The sequence below is a fragment of the Occallatibacter sp. genome, from assembly GCF_036502485.1.
GTDB lineage: Bacteria > Acidobacteriota > Terriglobia > Terriglobales > Acidobacteriaceae > Telmatobacter.
This window is the reverse complement of the sequence record NZ_DASXYM010000018.1, coordinates 12,111-27,574: the sequence shown is the minus strand read 5'-3', so window position 1 is coordinate 27,574 and position 15,464 is coordinate 12,111. Positions and strand designations below refer to the sequence as shown.

Annotated in this window: 12 protein-coding genes; 3 read left to right on the top strand and 9 right to left on the bottom strand. The window is 60.5% G+C overall.

Annotation, left to right across the window (positions count from 1 at the left end):
- Positions 1-3: 3 nt before the first annotated feature.
- The 9 genes from VGL22_RS03160 to VGL22_RS03120 all read right to left on the bottom strand — a co-directional run bounded on the left by VGL22_RS03160 (position 4) and on the right by VGL22_RS03120 (position 10,987).
- Positions 4-939 carry an SCO family protein gene (locus VGL22_RS03160; protein WP_465265427.1) on the bottom strand — a complete coding sequence of 312 codons (936 nt, stop codon included), beginning with the start codon at positions 937-939 and terminating at the stop codon, positions 4-6.
- Between the two features lie 40 nt (positions 940-979).
- A complete protein-coding gene (locus tag VGL22_RS03155) occupies positions 980-1,636 on the bottom strand; it encodes a hypothetical protein (RefSeq protein ID WP_465265426.1) in 657 nt (218 codons plus the stop codon).
- Positions 1,623-2,924, bottom strand: a complete 1,302-nt coding sequence (locus VGL22_RS03150; RefSeq protein WP_465265425.1) for a hypothetical protein — start codon at positions 2,922-2,924, stop codon at positions 1,623-1,625. Before VGL22_RS03150 ends, VGL22_RS03155 begins: the two co-directional genes overlap by 14 nt.
- Positions 2,925-2,942: 18 nt before the next feature.
- Entirely contained in the window at positions 2,943-3,704 is a 762-nt protein-coding gene (locus VGL22_RS03145; RefSeq protein ID WP_465265424.1) for a c-type cytochrome, read from the bottom strand.
- Between the two features lie 44 nt (positions 3,705-3,748).
- A complete protein-coding gene (locus tag VGL22_RS03140; protein WP_465265423.1) occupies positions 3,749-4,291 on the bottom strand; it encodes a DUF3341 domain-containing protein in 543 nt (180 codons plus the stop codon).
- A gap of 67 nt (positions 4,292-4,358) precedes the next feature.
- Complete coding sequence (gene nrfD, locus VGL22_RS03135; protein WP_465265422.1) at positions 4,359-5,789, bottom strand: NrfD/PsrC family molybdoenzyme membrane anchor subunit; 1,431 nt, start codon at positions 5,787-5,789, stop codon at positions 4,359-4,361.
- 75 nt (positions 5,790-5,864) lie between these two features.
- A complete protein-coding gene (locus VGL22_RS03130) occupies positions 5,865-9,023 on the bottom strand; it encodes a TAT-variant-translocated molybdopterin oxidoreductase (RefSeq protein ID WP_465265421.1) in 3,159 nt (1,052 codons plus the stop codon).
- Positions 9,024-9,067: 44 nt separating this feature from the next.
- Positions 9,068-9,937, bottom strand: coding sequence for a cytochrome c3 family protein (locus tag VGL22_RS03125; RefSeq protein WP_465265420.1), 870 nt, complete (start codon positions 9,935-9,937; stop codon positions 9,068-9,070).
- Between the two features lie 426 nt (positions 9,938-10,363).
- Positions 10,364-10,987, bottom strand: coding sequence for a YqaA family protein (locus VGL22_RS03120; protein WP_465265419.1), 624 nt, complete (start codon positions 10,985-10,987; stop codon positions 10,364-10,366).
- 219 nt (positions 10,988-11,206) lie between these two features.
- Between VGL22_RS03120 and VGL22_RS03115 the strand changes: the two genes are divergently transcribed.
- From VGL22_RS03115 to VGL22_RS03105, 3 genes are read left to right on the top strand one after another with little or no spacing between them, the layout of a single operon-like run.
- Positions 11,207-12,283 carry an energy transducer TonB family protein gene (locus tag VGL22_RS03115; RefSeq protein WP_465265418.1) on the top strand — a complete coding sequence of 359 codons (1,077 nt, stop codon included), beginning with the start codon at positions 11,207-11,209 and terminating at the stop codon, positions 12,281-12,283.
- A 50-nt stretch (positions 12,284-12,333) separates the two neighbouring features.
- On the top strand, positions 12,334-12,840 hold the full coding sequence (locus VGL22_RS03110; RefSeq protein WP_465265417.1) for a DUF1697 domain-containing protein: 507 nt from the start codon (positions 12,334-12,336) through the stop codon (positions 12,838-12,840).
- 42 nt (positions 12,841-12,882) lie between these two features.
- On the top strand, positions 12,883-15,087 hold the full coding sequence (locus tag VGL22_RS03105) for a S9 family peptidase (RefSeq protein ID WP_465265416.1): 2,205 nt from the start codon (positions 12,883-12,885) through the stop codon (positions 15,085-15,087).
- Positions 15,088-15,464 lie beyond the last annotated feature (377 nt).

Below are 15,464 nucleotides of genomic sequence, written 5' to 3'. Positions count from 1 at the left end.
CCGTTATCCGTTCACCTTTTTGCCTGTGCCTGTTCCTGTGCCCTGCTTGTCGTTCGCCTGTTCGAGCCGGTGATCGCGGCGGAACATGAGGAACATAAAACCGCCCAGCGAAACCATCGTTACCAGCCCGCCCAGTTGCACCACCCGCGCCACAATGAGCGAATGCTTGTTCGAACCCGGGTCGTAGTGATAGCAGTAGGTCAGAATGTTGTCTACCGGCGAGCCAATCTTCCCGTGCGAGGTCTCCACCAGTCCCAGCCGAAGATCCTTCGGCGAATACTCCACGCCCATGTAATACTGCGCCAGCTTGCCTTCGGGAGTTACCAGCTGAATGGCGCTGGCATGCGCAAACTGCGTCAGCTTCCCATCCGGCCCGGGAATCTTCACGTACCCGAAGCCAACAGCTTTCGTCAGAGCGTCGATGTTCGGCTGCGTTCCCGTCAGAAAGTGCCACCCATCGGCTGTCTGCGGCTTTCCGTAGCGCTTCACGTAGCTGCGCTTCTTGGCCGCCGCCAGATCAGTACCCTCGCTGGGATCGATGCTTACCACCACAATGTTGAAGTCCCGGCCGGGAACCTCGTCCACCATGAGCAGTGCGCTCACCAGGCCGTTCAGCTCTTCACTGCACAGCATCGGGCACTGGTAATAGACGAGCGCGAGAATCGCCGGCTTTTTCCCGAAGTAATCCGCGAGCTGCACCTGCTTCCCTGCGTCGTCCGTGAATGACAGGTTCAGCGGCAGCTGCTGATTCAAATGCTGCTGAATTCCGACCTTGTCGAGAATCCGCGCTTTTTCATTCGCAGGGCCCGACTGCTTGTCGCCATAACCGGAGACCTGCCCGATAGCTGGCGCCATCGTCGACATCCCCAGCACAATCGCGGCGGCAGCGCTCAGCGCTACCGTACGCAACTTCTTCCGGATTGTGCCCATGCACTTCATACCGCAACTCCCTTGGTGCTGATGCCTGATCCGCGTTGCTTTACTTCTGATTCGGAGGCCGCTCTGCGTGAGCGCCTTCGCCACGTTCCTGTTCCAGTTCATACGCCGTGCGCGCAAACCCAGTCGTCAAAGGCGCCTGCACCACCGGCTGCCGATCGCCGGCCATCAATGTCCCGTTCTGCGGCGGCGGGGCCACCGGCAATCCGCGCTGCGCAATCAGTTCCATCGCGCGCTCTATGGGAATCCTGACCTTCCCCTGCTGCCCATCCACCCGCGTGTAGTGCTGCAGAAGCAGATCTTCGCGCGCGTGCAGGTCGGTCAGGTCCTGGCCGCCATCCCCGCTGTCTGACTGCAGGCGCGGCGTGGGAAACTGTTGCGTCAACTCTGCCACTTTGTTCTGCAGTTCAGGGCTCGACGGCATGTTGCCCAGCTGGCGAATCTGCACATCAGCATCTTTCGTCCACTTGGTATTCGGCCCGTCTTCCTTGTTCATATAGGCGTTGAAAGCCTTGCCGATGCCCCAGCAAAGGATCCCCGTCACCGCCACGAAGATGCCCAGAGCCGTCAGAAAGACGATGATGCCTGATGTCTTTACGTCTGACCGCTCATACCCATGCGACGCATCGATCTCGCCTTTGCCGTGGGGCGGCAGATGTTCGCCGTGCGACGGCAACTTGTTGTCTTCATGCAGTGGCATGTTCAGGCTCCAGAATCTCCGCCAGATGCGGATCATTGACTTGCACCAGCGGCCGCGACTTCAGGTTCATGCAATACACCACCGTCCAGAACGAGATCATGGCCGCCGGCACCGCAATGTACTCGAGAATTCCCCAGCTGAAGTGCAGGTTGCGCGCTGCGTCCCGGAAGTTCGGTTCAATCAGCCAGAACATGTCGAAGCACCGTGCGAAGATCATCCACTGGCACAGCCGCACCAGACGCTTCTTGTTGCGCTTGATGTCGCGCGAAAGCAGCATCGAGAACGGAATCACCCAATGGAAGATGAAGTCCAGCGTGATGATGATGCCCCAGTCCCCGCGAATACGATCCAGGTACCAGTTGATCTCTTCCGGTAGATTGCCTGACCAGATGATCAGCCACTGTCCGAACGCGAGGTAGATGTTCAGCATCACGAAGGCGAACGTCATCTTGCCCAGATCGTGCTGCTCCACCGGCCGCAGAATCGTTCCATACGGCTCGCTTTTCGACAAGTTGATCACCGTGATGATCGACAACGCGAGCACCGAGTAGCCCTGTCCCACCAGGAATAACAGCCCGTAGATCGACGAGTACCAGGTCACGTCCATCGACATCACCCAGTAAATCGCCGCCGCGGTCATGGTGAGGGAATAGACCACGATTCCCGGTCCGCTGATGTTTTCCAGTTTCTTAATCCAGAACGGCGTTGTAGCCGGCGATTCCGTATCGCGCTTCAAGCTCAGGGCGTTCAGGCGCCAGGTGTAGTAGCCCCAGATGAGGAAGCAGATCACGCTCACCACGACCATCGTTGTGGGGTTCAGCATCGCGTGCTTCCACTGGATGCAGTGATCGATTGCCTCCACCTGCTCCTTGGTGATCTGGCCCAGGTTGAACGCCTTGTCCACCAGGCCGTGATTGGCCCACATGAAGAGCCGGCCCTGAAATACGGCGATTGGAATCCAGAACACAAAGACCAGCCAAAGCGTGCGGCTCATCGCCTCCAAAGGCCTGCGCAGCAGCAGACCCCATTTGCCGCCGGAGCAGTACTGCACCATCAGCAGTGCCAGCCCGCCCACGCAGAATCCAAACGTGATCATCAGGCCCAGGTCCCAAGCCCTCAGCAGATGGTCCCAGCCCAGTTGATCCTGCGCCTGCCCCAGGAATCCGAGGATGACTGCAACGATAGCGAATACGATTCCGACAATGAGCGCGCGCGTCTGCCACGCGCTCACCATGGGCGGCGCGTTTAGATTAGCCGGCAGCGTCTTGGCGTGTGATGTGTGAGCCATTCCAGTTCCTTCTGATTCTTACTTCGTGGCGCCTGCGGTGGCCTTGCCCTTGTTGATCTGCACCGGATCCGCCGTGTTGGCCGGGCCCATTGCCGGAGTGCCTTCCTTCTGCGCCGGCCCCTGGTTGGAATACACCGCCGTCTCCGGCAAATTCCATGGCTGCGCAAACGATGCGGGCAGCTTCTCCGCGTCGGCCACGTCCTTCAGGCTTTGCACCTGCGCTCCCGCGGGCACGTCACTGGCGTTGGCCGCCTGGCTAAGTTGCAGCGCGCGAATATACGCCGCCACCGCCCACCGGTCCTCCGGAGGAAGCTGTGCCGAGTAGTCCGGCATCGCCCCGTACCCATGCGTCATCACGTAGAAGTAGTGCGACAGCGGCTGCGCCCTGCGCACCTGGTCGTGCAGATTGGCTGCGGGCTTATACCCGCGCTGCACAATCTCACCCAGCCCGTTGCCTACCCGCGAGTGGCAAGGCGTGCAGTAGATGTTGAACCGCTCTTCTCCGCGCTGCAGCACTTCCAGCGTTGCCGGAAACGGCAGCTGGTCCTTCTCTTCGCGATAGCCGTTCGCGCCCTGGACCACACCCGTGTAGTAGTAGCTGTCTTCATTCAACTGACCGCGCGCGACGCTGTTTACCACCTGCGTCCGCGCCCCGCGCCCATCGGCGAAGAACTCACTGCCGCGCTGCGGAAACATCTTCGGCTGGTTATGCATGTCCTGGCGGCACCCGGCGAGAAGGAGCACAGCCGAGACACCGGCGAAAGCCAGGCCGCGGAGCACGGGAGCCTTCTGACCTCTGATCCCTGATCCCTGATCCCTGTGCATTAGTACTCCACCTCCACAACCGAGACGGGCTGCATGCCTTCCAGATACTTCCTCGATTCCAGCAAATCGAACTTGGGGTCCAGCGCCTCCAGGCAAAGGAAGAACTTGTCGTCACTCGCTCCATTGCGGAAATTCGGCGCATTGAACAGCGGATGATAGAGCGAGGGAAGCCCGTTCAACGCCAGCATTCCAAACGCTGCCGACAATCCGGACCACAGAATCGTCCACTCATACGCCGGTATCACAAACGCCGTCCATGAGTAAGTGGGGCGCCCGGCAATGTTCAGCGGATAGGCGAGAGTCGAGATCCACGTTTCCAGCAGAAACATTGCAGCCAGGCCCATCAATCCGCCGATCAGCGTAATGAGCGGCACCTTGTTGCGATGAAACCCGATGGCCTCTGCAGCTTCCTCCAGCGGATACGGCGAGTAGCAATCCAACCGTCGCCACCCGTCCTGCCGCGCCTGGCGGGCCGCTCGCACCAGATCGCTCGGGTTCTCGAATTCGGCCAGCAGGCCGTAGGTTCCTTCACGAGGAGGCATTAGCGCTTCCCTCCCAATTCATTTTTGCTTCCTGGCGCGCGCGACTTGAAGGCTTTCCGCAGCAGCATTAGTGATCACTCCCCGCCGCTACTTTGGGCTTGATCTTCGCGCCCGGCAGCATCAGCTTGATTTCATTCATGGGAATCATTGGCAGGAAGCGCACGAACAACAGGAACAGCGTGGTGAACAGTCCCAGCGTCCCCACGTACGTCATGTAGTCCCACTTGGTGGCGCGGTAGGTGCCCCACGACGACGGCAGGAAGTCGCGATAAAGGCTGGTCACGACGATCACAAAGCGCTCGAACCACATGCCCGTGTTCACCACGATGGAAATGATGAACATGAACGTGATGTTGGTGCGCAGCTTGCGCGACCACAGAGTGGTCAGCGGAATCGCCAGGTTGCAGGTGATCAGCACCCAATAGGACCAGCCGATCGGCCCGAACACGCGGTTCCAGAACATGAACCATTCCCAATGCGACGCCGAGTACCACGCCATGAACGCTTCCATGCCGTAGCCGTAGGCCACAATGAAGCCCGTCGCCAGCATGACCTTGCCCATGTTGTCGATGTGCCGCTCCGTCACCAGGCCTTCCAGGTGATAGAACTTGCGTAGCGGAATGGCCAGGGTCAGCACCATGGCAAAACCCGAGTAGATAGCGCCGGCGACGAAGTAAGGCGGGAAGATCGTGGTGTGCCAGCCCGGCAGCACCGCCACCGCGAAGTCGAAGCTGATGACCGTGTGTACCGAGAGCACCAGCGGCGTGGCCAGGCCGGCCAGCAGCAGCGATGCCGTCTCATACCGCATCCAGTGGCGCACCGATCCCCGCCAGCCCAGCGAAATCAATCCATACATGTACTGGGCAAAGCGCGTCTTCGATCGATCGCGCATGGTGCCGAAATCCGGCACCATGCCGATGTACCAGAACACCACCGAGATCGTCGCATACGTCGATACCGCGAACACGTCCCACAGCAGTGGGGAACGGAACTGCGGCCACACCGTCATCGTGCTCGGGTAGGGGAACAGCCAGTAACCCAACCAGGGACGACCGACGTGGATCAGCGGGAACATGCCCGCGCAGACCACGGCGAAGATCGTCATGGCCTCGGCAAATCGATTAATGGAGTTTCGCCAGCCCTGCTTGAAGAGCAGCAGAATTGCCGAGATCAGCGTTCCGGCGTGGCCAATACCGATCCACCACACGAAGTTGATGATAGCGAAGCCCCACGCCACCGGGATGGTGATGGCCCAGATGCCCACGCCCACCAGAAACAGCCAGGTGACCGCGACGAGCAGCAGTACGGCAATGGCGCCGAAGATGCCGAACATCGCAAACCAGCCCAGAGGCGTATGTGGCGTGAGGACAATGCGCGTGATCTTGTCGGTAACAGACTTGAAGGTCTGTCCCGGCTCCAATACCCGGAATTCCCCCGTTGCGGGGTCCACCCACCGCGCGTACTCGGGGCTGTTCGGTTTCAGGTCGCTCGTTGCCATTATCGAAGGTCTCAGTTCTCGGTTGTCGGTTCTCGGTTTCCGCGCTTAAGGGTGTTGGGGCCTGCTCCCTACTCCCTATCCTTTATGCTCCACCGGCGTCTCTTCCAACTCCGCGTTCGGATTCACTACCGCGGCCACATACGTTGTCCTTGGCCGTGTATTCAGATCTGCAAGCACCTGGTAGGTACGCTCGTCCGCACGCAATTTCGCCACCCGGCTGTCCTTGTCGTTGATGTTGCCGAACGTGATCACCTGCGCCGGGCAGGCCTGCTGGCAAGCGGTCTGGATCTCGCCATCGCGAATCGCGCGGTTTTCCTTGTCGGCGGTGATCTTCGCTTCCTGGATACGCTGGACGCAGTAGCTGCACTTCTCCATTACGCCGCGGCTGCGGACCGACACATCTGGGTTCCGCATCAGTGCCAGCGTCTTGTTGTCCCAGTCATACACGTCGGAGTACAGCAGGAAATTGAAGCGACGCACCTTGTACGGGCAGTTGTTGGAGCAGTAGCGCGTACCCACACAGCGGTTGTAGACCATCATGTTCAGGCCCTCCGGCGTGTGCACCGTGGCGCCCACCGGGCATACCTGCTCGCACGGTGCGTTCTCGCAATGCTGGCACGTCATCGGCTGGAAGTGCGCCTTAGGTGCAGCCAGGTCGCCTTCGAAGTACGTGTCGATGCGCAGCCACTGCATGTTGCGGCCCATGCGCACCTGATGCTTGCCCACCACCGGAATGTTGTTCTCTGCATAGCAGCTTACGATGCATGCGTTGCAGCCCGTGCAGCTGTTCATGTCAATCGACATGCCCCATGCGTTGTCTTTGTACACCCAGTTGGGAAACAGCGACGTCCCCATCTCGGTCTTCTCGTGCGTTTCACCCTCGTTCGCGAAGCCGGGATGCTGCTTGTACTCATCCAGCGTCGCGTAACGAATGATGCCGCGCTCGTTGATCGCCTCATTGCCTTCGAGCGAGTGGTTCGCTCCTGCGTGCTCGCCGCCGCCTTCGCCGCCGGCCGCTTCCCCGCGATGATCCTGGTAGTGGCTTTTGGTAATCGCCACGCCCCACTTGCCGTCCACCTTCTTGATTGAACCCGTTGAAGCGAACGGCGCGTAGGAAGGACGAATCAGGTACGCGTTGAATCCCGCACCACCCGCCACTCGTCCCACCTGACGGCCATAGCCCAGGTACACCGTAACTGAATTATCGGGATGACCCGGCGCAACCACCACCGGCGCCTTCACCTTGCCATTGCCCACCGAAATCTCGACGATGTCGTCTTCTTCCAGATTCAGCTTGGTCAGCGTGGCACCGGAAACAATCGCCGCGTTATCCCAGCTCAGGTTCGTCACCGGCTTCGGCAGTTCCTGAAGCCAGCCCACGTTGCCCAGACGCCCGTCATACACATTCGGATCCGGCCGGAAAATAATCTCCAGCGCATCTTTCGACGACGGTGCCGGCACCTGTCCCTTGAATGCGCTCTCGCCAGCGCCCTTCGCCTCGAAGGCCGTATCGGCGATCCAGCCGTCATGCAGCGCCTTGCGCCAGCCCGTCTCAAAGTCACCCTTGATCGTTGACTTCCACGTCTCGCGTACCGCCGAGTAACTGCTCAGCAGCGGGTCATTCAGAAGCACCTGCAGCACATCGTGTGCGCTCTTGCCGCCGTAAAGCGGCTCGATCATCGGCTGCACAATCGAAACTGTGCCGTCGTAGCTGCGCGCGTCTGACCACATCTCCAGCGCGTGCGCCGCGGGAATATGCCACTCCGCAATCTGCGCCGTCTCGTCCACATGCGATCCGAGATGCGCTACGGTGCTTGCTCTCTCAAACGCGTCGGCAAAATTCAAGTCTGCAGGCGCGGTATAGATCGGATTCACATTCAGAATCACAAGCCACTGAACCTTGCCCGCATTCAGATCCGTCACCAGCGACTTCAGGTCGTCGATTTGGTCGCTGGGCAGCGGATTTACCGGCTGGCTCGCAATCAGAACCGTTTTGCCCACATTGCCTAGCGCCTGATTCATCGCCGTGGCCAGCGCTGTTACGGATGGATCCGCATAGAATCCCGGAATCACCGCGCTCTTGCCCGCGTGCGCCTTCAGGTCCTTGGCAACAGCCTGAAGAAACTTCTGCTGCTCGTCGCTCCAGGTATAGCTCGAAGCCGGCACACCGCTGGCACCCACCGCTTGCGCCAAGGCCGCCGCAAAGGCGGGCACCTCGCTCGCACGCAGCGGAATCCGATGCTCCGCCTTCAGACCTGTTGTGGTCGGCGAACTCTCCACCGCGTACAACCGATTCAGATTATTCGGATCCTTGCGGCGCTGCGCGTAATCGCGCACCAGCTTGTGGAATCCCGGATACGTAGCGCCCGAAAGGAAGTCTGCATCGAGCGAAACAAGCACGTCCGCCCCGGACAGCTCATACCGCGGCACCACGCCGCTCGCGAAAGCCGTCCCCGCCAGCGCCGGGTCATACTGCACCAGCTTGGCCTTCGGATACGCCTTCTGCATTTCCTGCCACTGCCGCGCCAGAGTCGGCGAGGTAATGGTCGTGCTCAGAAAGTAAACGCCGGTTCCGTCCTTGGTCGCGCTCACTCCATCGCGGAACTTCTGCGCGAAGTCGCCCCAGGAGCTGTTCTCGCCGCGATACATTACCTTCTGCGAGCGATCGGGATCATACAGATCCAGCAGCGAGCCCTGCGTAAACACATCGCTCGAGCCCTGGTTATAGGGATGCTCCGGGTTGCCATCAACTTTGATCGGGCGATACTCGTCACTCTTCACCAGCACCGGAATCGCCCCGGTCGGGAACGGGTTCGCCGACGCAAAGAAGTTCGGCTTACCTAAAACGAGGTCTTCCGGCTGCTTGACGTAGGCCATGATGGGTTCGTCAGGCTGCTTGGTGCAGCCAGCAAGCCCGGCCAGCGCCATCGACGCGCCCATCAGCTTCATGAAGCCGCGCCGCGACACCGGATCGACCCACTCTTGCGCCACGGACGGGAACTCCCGTTCCACCGCCTCTTGAAACTCCGGCGTGTTGGCCAGTTCATCTACGCTGCGCCAGTACTTCTTGCCCTTTACGCCCTTCAACTTGGCGCGCACTGCGTCCAGCGTCAGAAACTGGCTAGCCGGCTCGGTATTCCCACTCGAACAGGTACACCCGGTCCCGCAGCAGGACTGCGCCAGATTCTGCGGGGCTTCAGCCCCTGAGCTACTGCCTTTTTGTTCTTGACTCACGATCTGCTCTTTCCCATCCAAGTCGGGGTTCCACTCACGCTTACTCATCGATGGCAAACCTCGCAGCTGGTCAGCTCTTGCGGAGTGCGGATCTTGTAATGCTGCAGCAGGAAATGTCCCAACTGATCCTGGTTGGTAAACTTCTCGTAATTCGCGGGCATCGGGACTGCCGCGCTTTGCACATCACCCGTGGGCGCCTTCGCTTCAGGAGAGCTGTACGGCGGACCAGCCTGCAGCGCCGCCATCTGCGGTCCTGCTCCCGACGGATCCTTCGTGACGCAATCTAACTGCTGCGCCGTCGGTCCCTGTTGGGACTTCACAGAACACCACACCGGGTGCTCGTCATTCGGCGCTTCCCACGCCATGTTGTAGATCTGGCTCGTTGGCCGCAGATTCTTTGACGGGTTACGGTGGCAGTCCAGGCACCACTCCATCTGCAGCGTGTTCTGCATATACATCAGCGGCATCTGGTCGACGCGCCCGTGGCAGCTCGCGCAGCCAATGCCCTTGTTCACGTGAATGGAGTGATTGAAGTAGGCAAAGTCCGGAAGATCGTGCACCCGCGTCCAACGCACTGACTGGCCCGTGGCCCAGCTATGGCGGATCGGCTCCAGCAGCTGGGCATTGGTCCAGATCTGCGCATGGCAGTTCATACACGTCTTGGTCGGCGGGATCCCCGCGTAACTCGACTTCTCCACCGTCGTGTGACAGTACTGGCATTGCAATCCCAGTCCCTGCACGTGGTGCTTATGGCTGAACGGAACCGGCTGGTCCGGCCGCTGCCCCTGCCGAGTCACCCATGGGGAACGCTGCAACTGATCAAGCGTTACGCCCAGGGCAATAATCATCAGCCCCGACAACACAAGGCTCATGCGGGCCAAAGCGTTGGAGCTGCGGTCAAATATCTGCGCCATTGAATACGTTCCTACTCTGCTGCGCTGAGTTTTGGGATTTGCTGGGGTTGGGTACTTAGTACGGAACCGCTGTGCGGGCGATCACATACCGATTTAAAAGCTTCATCTAGAGTCAGAAGATCAATGTGGAGAACCTGACTCCGAAAAACAAATATAGCAGCCGACCCCTGTGCTCTGGGTGCCCGGGCAGGTACTATGCGCAAAAAAAGTTTGTGGAAATGGGCCCTCTAATCCACTGAAAACAAAGAAACTTGTGATAGGGCCCGATCGAAGGTGAGAAACATCGCGCCTCCGAGAGCGAATATCTCAGAGACTGGTACGATCATCCCCACCGTACCACGATACGACCTTGCTTCGTCAATGGAGTCGAGGGAATGCATGGGTCGGATGTGCGGGGCCTTACCGAACAGAAAAGCAGCCCAAATTTCACCGGCTCGTATCCAGTCCGCCACTCTTGCGCTTAGCCATCCACCACCATCCAAAGCCGAGCGCCGCCAGCCCCACCACCACGATGAAGGCTCCCAGCGCGTGCCGCTCCACGATGGTCACGGCGCCGGGCCCCAGTTTCAGCACCAGCAGGCTCAGGATGAGCCAACGTACCAGGCGCCCACAGAACACCGAAACCATGAACACCCAGATCGGGATTTCGAAGACGCCGGCAGCAAACACGAAGAGCTTCCACGGCGTCGGCGGAGGCAGCGCTGAAGGAATTGCCACCGCCAGGAACTCCTGTTTTTCGAAGCGGACCCGCAGCGCATCGAATTTTTTGCGGTTTACTCTTTTCAGCAGGAACAGTTCCCCGCCCGCGCGTCCCAGCATGTACGGCAGAAGGCCCCCGATCGCCGAGCCCAGGGCCGCCATCACGCAATAGAGCCAGAAACGCCCCTGATCCTTCCACACCCAACCGGCAATCAGCAGATCCATCGGCACCGGGATGGTTGACGAATCCATCAGGGCGACTGCCCCTGCGCCCAGGACGCCAAATTTCAGGATGGCGGGCAGAAGCACAAGGTTCCACTTCGCCATCAGGTGCGCAAAAAACTGCTTCAAACCGGTTCCCTTTCAGCCTTTTCCAACGTCCATTCAGAAAGACCATTGTACGTTGCAGAAGCTTTGGCTCCTGTGGTCCGCCGAGGTCACGCACTGCGGCTCTCATTCCTGTTCGCTGGCCGGTTTTGCCGGATTTGAAAGGAATGAGAGAATAAACGAAAGGACTCAAACGGAGCCCGGCGCTTAACCCTTTGCGTCCGCCATGCTCCCGCCGGACGAATGCCCCTCAACGTAGTGCCAACCAGAGAGAACGAGCCCACCGAGCCCGCGGGCTCCCCGCACCTCAGCGCTCCCAACCCGGAGACCTCCCCGGAACCAGACTCGCGTCCGGAACGGCAGAACCAACCGCGGAGCACGTCGCGCTGGGTGGACTTCGACACACACGAACTGCTCGAAATGATTGGCGAGCTCGAAGACGAGCGCCGCTGGGCACGCCTGCGCGAAGGCATTCTCTGGGCCATCCTCTTCCACATTCTGCTGCTGTCGTCCATCACCTGGATCCCGAAGTACGTTCTTAAGGTGCCGCCGGTCATCGATCCCTTTGACGCCATCAAGCAGCGCAAGGATCTGAAGTATCTGGACCTCCCGCCAGACCTGATCTCGAAGTATCAGCCGAAGGTGGAGGTCAAGCCCGTGGAGCCCAAGACCGTTCAGCCGCACCTGGACAAGAAGACTCTCGAAGCGCTGAACAAACCGACGGTCCCGCAGGCGCCCGAGCCCCCCAAGCTGGAGCAGCCCAAACCCGAGGTGCAGCAGACGCCACCGCCCGTCCTGCCTCAGCAACAAACGCAATCGCAGGTAGAGGCTCCGCAGCCCAAAGCAACGCCCCGGCCCAACTTCGCTCTGGGTTCGCAGAACCCGGCCGACCAGCTCAAGGAAGCCATGCGCGGCGCCTCGCGTCCGGGCTCCGGCTCGGAGATACCGCCAGGAGCGCTCACCAGACACCCGGGAGCGGGCGGCGGGGCCACGATCCTTTCCGACACGCAGGGCGTGGACTTCAGCCCCTGGCTGCAGCGCTGGTACTACGAAACGGAACACACCTGGGATCCGCTGATCCCGGATGAGGTCAACCCGCCCATTCTCAAGCAAGGCCAGGTGCAGATCCGCTTCAAGATCGGGCCCAACGGACGCATCATTGACGGCAGCATGGTCCTCGAGGGCCGCAGCGGCGATACCGCGCTGGACCGAGCCGCCTGGGGTGCGCTCACCGGCTCGAATTACCCGCCGCTACCGCGCGAGTTCCACGGACCATACCTCGAACTGCGTGCCGCCTTTATGTACAACATGCGCCCGTAACGCGGGTCAATGAGGAATTCATCGCAACCTTGCGAGGGGAAGGTGACGTGATGAAATACGTAGCGCTTCTGCGCGGCATCAACGTAGGCGGCTCCGGCCTTTTGCCCATGAAAGATCTGACCGCGTTGTGCGAAGCGCTGGGTTTCGCAGACGTGCGCACTTACATTCAAAGCGGCAACGTGCTCTTTGAAAGCAAGCTGCAAGAGGCGAGGACGAAGAAGCTCCTGGAAGATGCCCTCGAGAAGCGCATGGGAAAGAAGATCAGCGTGATGGTCCGCACGGGTGCCGAGCTCGACCAGATCCTAGCTGCCAATCCTTTCGCTGACAAGGAGCCTGCCAAGGTGGGCATTGCCTTCCTCAACGCGGCGCCGCCCGACGATTTGCTCTGGAAAGTCGTTGCGCCCGACGGCGAACAGGTTCAACCCGGAGCCCGCGAAATCTACGTCTACTACCCCATCGGCATGGGCCGCTCGAAGCTCAAGCTGCGCGCTCTCGCCGCCGCGACCGTCCGCAATGCGAACACTCTGGCAAGGCTAGCCGCGATGTGCGGGGTCTAGCTCTGCCACGTTTTTTCCTGACGCGAACGTCATGAACTCGCGATGTATTCTTGGGCCATGCTCTTCAGCCGCTCCTTCCCTGTATCACTCTCTTTGTGCGCTGTGTTGACCATCGCTCCCGCCGGCCTTCTCGCGGCTGATGACGCCAAACCCGCCGAACCGCACTTTCCCACGACGGAAGACCTTCGACACCTCAAGGGCATTGGCGGCCCGCAGCTCTCGCCCGATGGGAAGCAGATCCTGTTCGTGGTCAGCGACAGCACGGCCGACGGCGCCAAATCGCACATCTGGGTTGTGAGCACCAGCGGGGACAAAGAGTCGCTGCGCCAGCTCACCTTCTCGCCGCCGGCCGACAAGCGCGGCGAGCGCGCGCCGCAGTGGGCGCCCGACGGCTCCGCCATCTTCTTCCTCGCCCATCGCGGGGAGCACAACCAGCTTTTCCGCCTGGACCTGCGCGGCGGTGAAGCCATGCCGTACGAGCTGAAGGTCATGGCCGCAGTCGACGAGTCGAAAGCGAAGAATGCTATTCCGCCGCCCGGAAGCGAAAAGAAGGACGCTGCGAAGGCCGACCAGAAGAAGCCAGAGTACAAGAAGGCCGAGGAAAAGAAGGACGAACCTCTACCGATCGACATCAATGGGTACGCGCTTTCCATGGACGGCAAGATGCTGGCCGTGTGGGCGCGCGATCCCGAAACACCGGGCGAGAAGAAGCAGAAGGAAGCCAAGGCCGATGCCGAATGGGTGAACCATGACCAGCACGGCACGCGACTCTACATTGCCGCGCTCAAGGCGAATGACCAGATCGACGGCGAACTCAAAGTTGCCGGCATCGAGCCGGACGTCCGCAGCGCTGTATGGTCACCCATCGACAACCGCCTGCTCGTGACTACCGAGCCGCCCAACGACCTTGAAGATCTCGGCCCTGCCGGACAGGCCTTCCTGCTCGACGCCGCCAGCCCTGACAAGCCGCAGAAGCTGACAGCGATCCCGCCCACGATCGGCCGTGCAGACTTCAGCCCCGACGGCGACACGATTCTCTTCGCCGCTCTGACGCCGGAAGACGCGCCGCCCGGCTACGACGAGCTTTTCGCTCTGCCGAAGAAGTCGTCGGGCGAGAAGATTATTCGACTGTCCTCCGGATTTCCCGGCCAGCTCAACGGCGGCGTCCTCTACGCCACGGCCGATGGAGCGCTCATCAGCCAAGCTGGTATCGGCACGCGCTCGGTCCCGGTGCGACTCTCGCTCGACGGCAGCAAGCCGCCTCAGCCGATCGATCTCGGCGCGCCGGTGATCACCGGTCTCAATACCAACCGCAAGCAGACTGCCTGGGTGTGGCTTGCAGAATCCGGCGGCCAGCCGGAAAAGCTGTGCACCGCAGCTAAACTTGGCGATCCCTGCAGCGCGCTGCCCATCCCGGATCTCGCACCCGCCGGACTCAAGTCCGTCGAACCCGAGCTGGTGAAATGGCAGGACGGCGCGTTCAACGTTGAAGGCTTGCTGTACCTCCCGCCGCAAGCGAAGTCGGGCAAAGTCCCGCTCATCGTGGATGTCCACGGAGGGCCTTTCGGCGCGTTTGAGAATCGGCACGATCCCTTCGCGGACTTCCTTGTAGGGCACGGCTGGGCGGTGCTGCGGCCGAATCCGCGCGGCTCCTCCAACTACGGCGTGAAGTTTGGCGCGGCCAACAAGAACGACCTGGGCGGCGGCGACTATCAGGACATCATGGCAGGTGTTGATTTCGTCCTCGCCCACTACCCGCTCGACTCCGCGAAGATGGCGCTCATGGGCTATAGCTACGGCGGCGAGATGGCCGGCTTTGTGGAAGGCAAGACGGATCGCTTCAAAGCCATCATCTCCGGCGCGCCGGTGATCGACCAGTTCAGCGAATACGGCACGGAAGGCGGCTCGTGGTACGACCGCTGGTACTTCGGCAAGCCGTGGGAGCACATGGAAGATGCGTGGAAGCAGAGTCCGCTTTCAGGCGCCGCTCATGCGAAGACGCCGTTCCTGCTGCTGCAGGGTCAGGCAGATACCACCGACCCGCTCGGCCAGGCGCAGGAGATGTACCGCGCGCTGCGGCAGGAAGGCGTCCCTGTCGAACTGGTGACTTATCCGCGCGACAATCATGGGCCGCTGGCGGGGGCGATGTTCGGGCGTCCGGTTCCTGAACCGTGGCACGGGTATGACGCGCGGCAGCGCGTGATCGAGTTCCTCGACAAAGCTTTCGGAGTAGGCGAATCGAAGTAGCGGCCAGGGTCTGGTGTGTGCGGGCGTGCCGGGAGAAGAGTTGCCATGAGCTACTTCGAGCCCGCCTGCGCGCCCGAGCTTAGTTACTCATATGCAAACTTTCAGTCTTTTTCAGTTGCCAGACGGGGCGGTGTGATTCGCTGAATATTCGTCTTTTATTCGGGTTTGGGGCGAAGATTGCGGCGGTGTTCATGTCTTTATATAAATCGTTTGTATTCTTATGTTTATAAGATATTTTCCCGGAAGATTTTTGCAGCGAATGGGGGTGAAACCCTATTAGTTTTATGGTAAACAGATCACCACAGCCCATGAGCGGGCAGTGTTGTGGATGCGGGATGGCTTTGGACGGTTCCATAGGCCGAGGGACGATTGTGCAC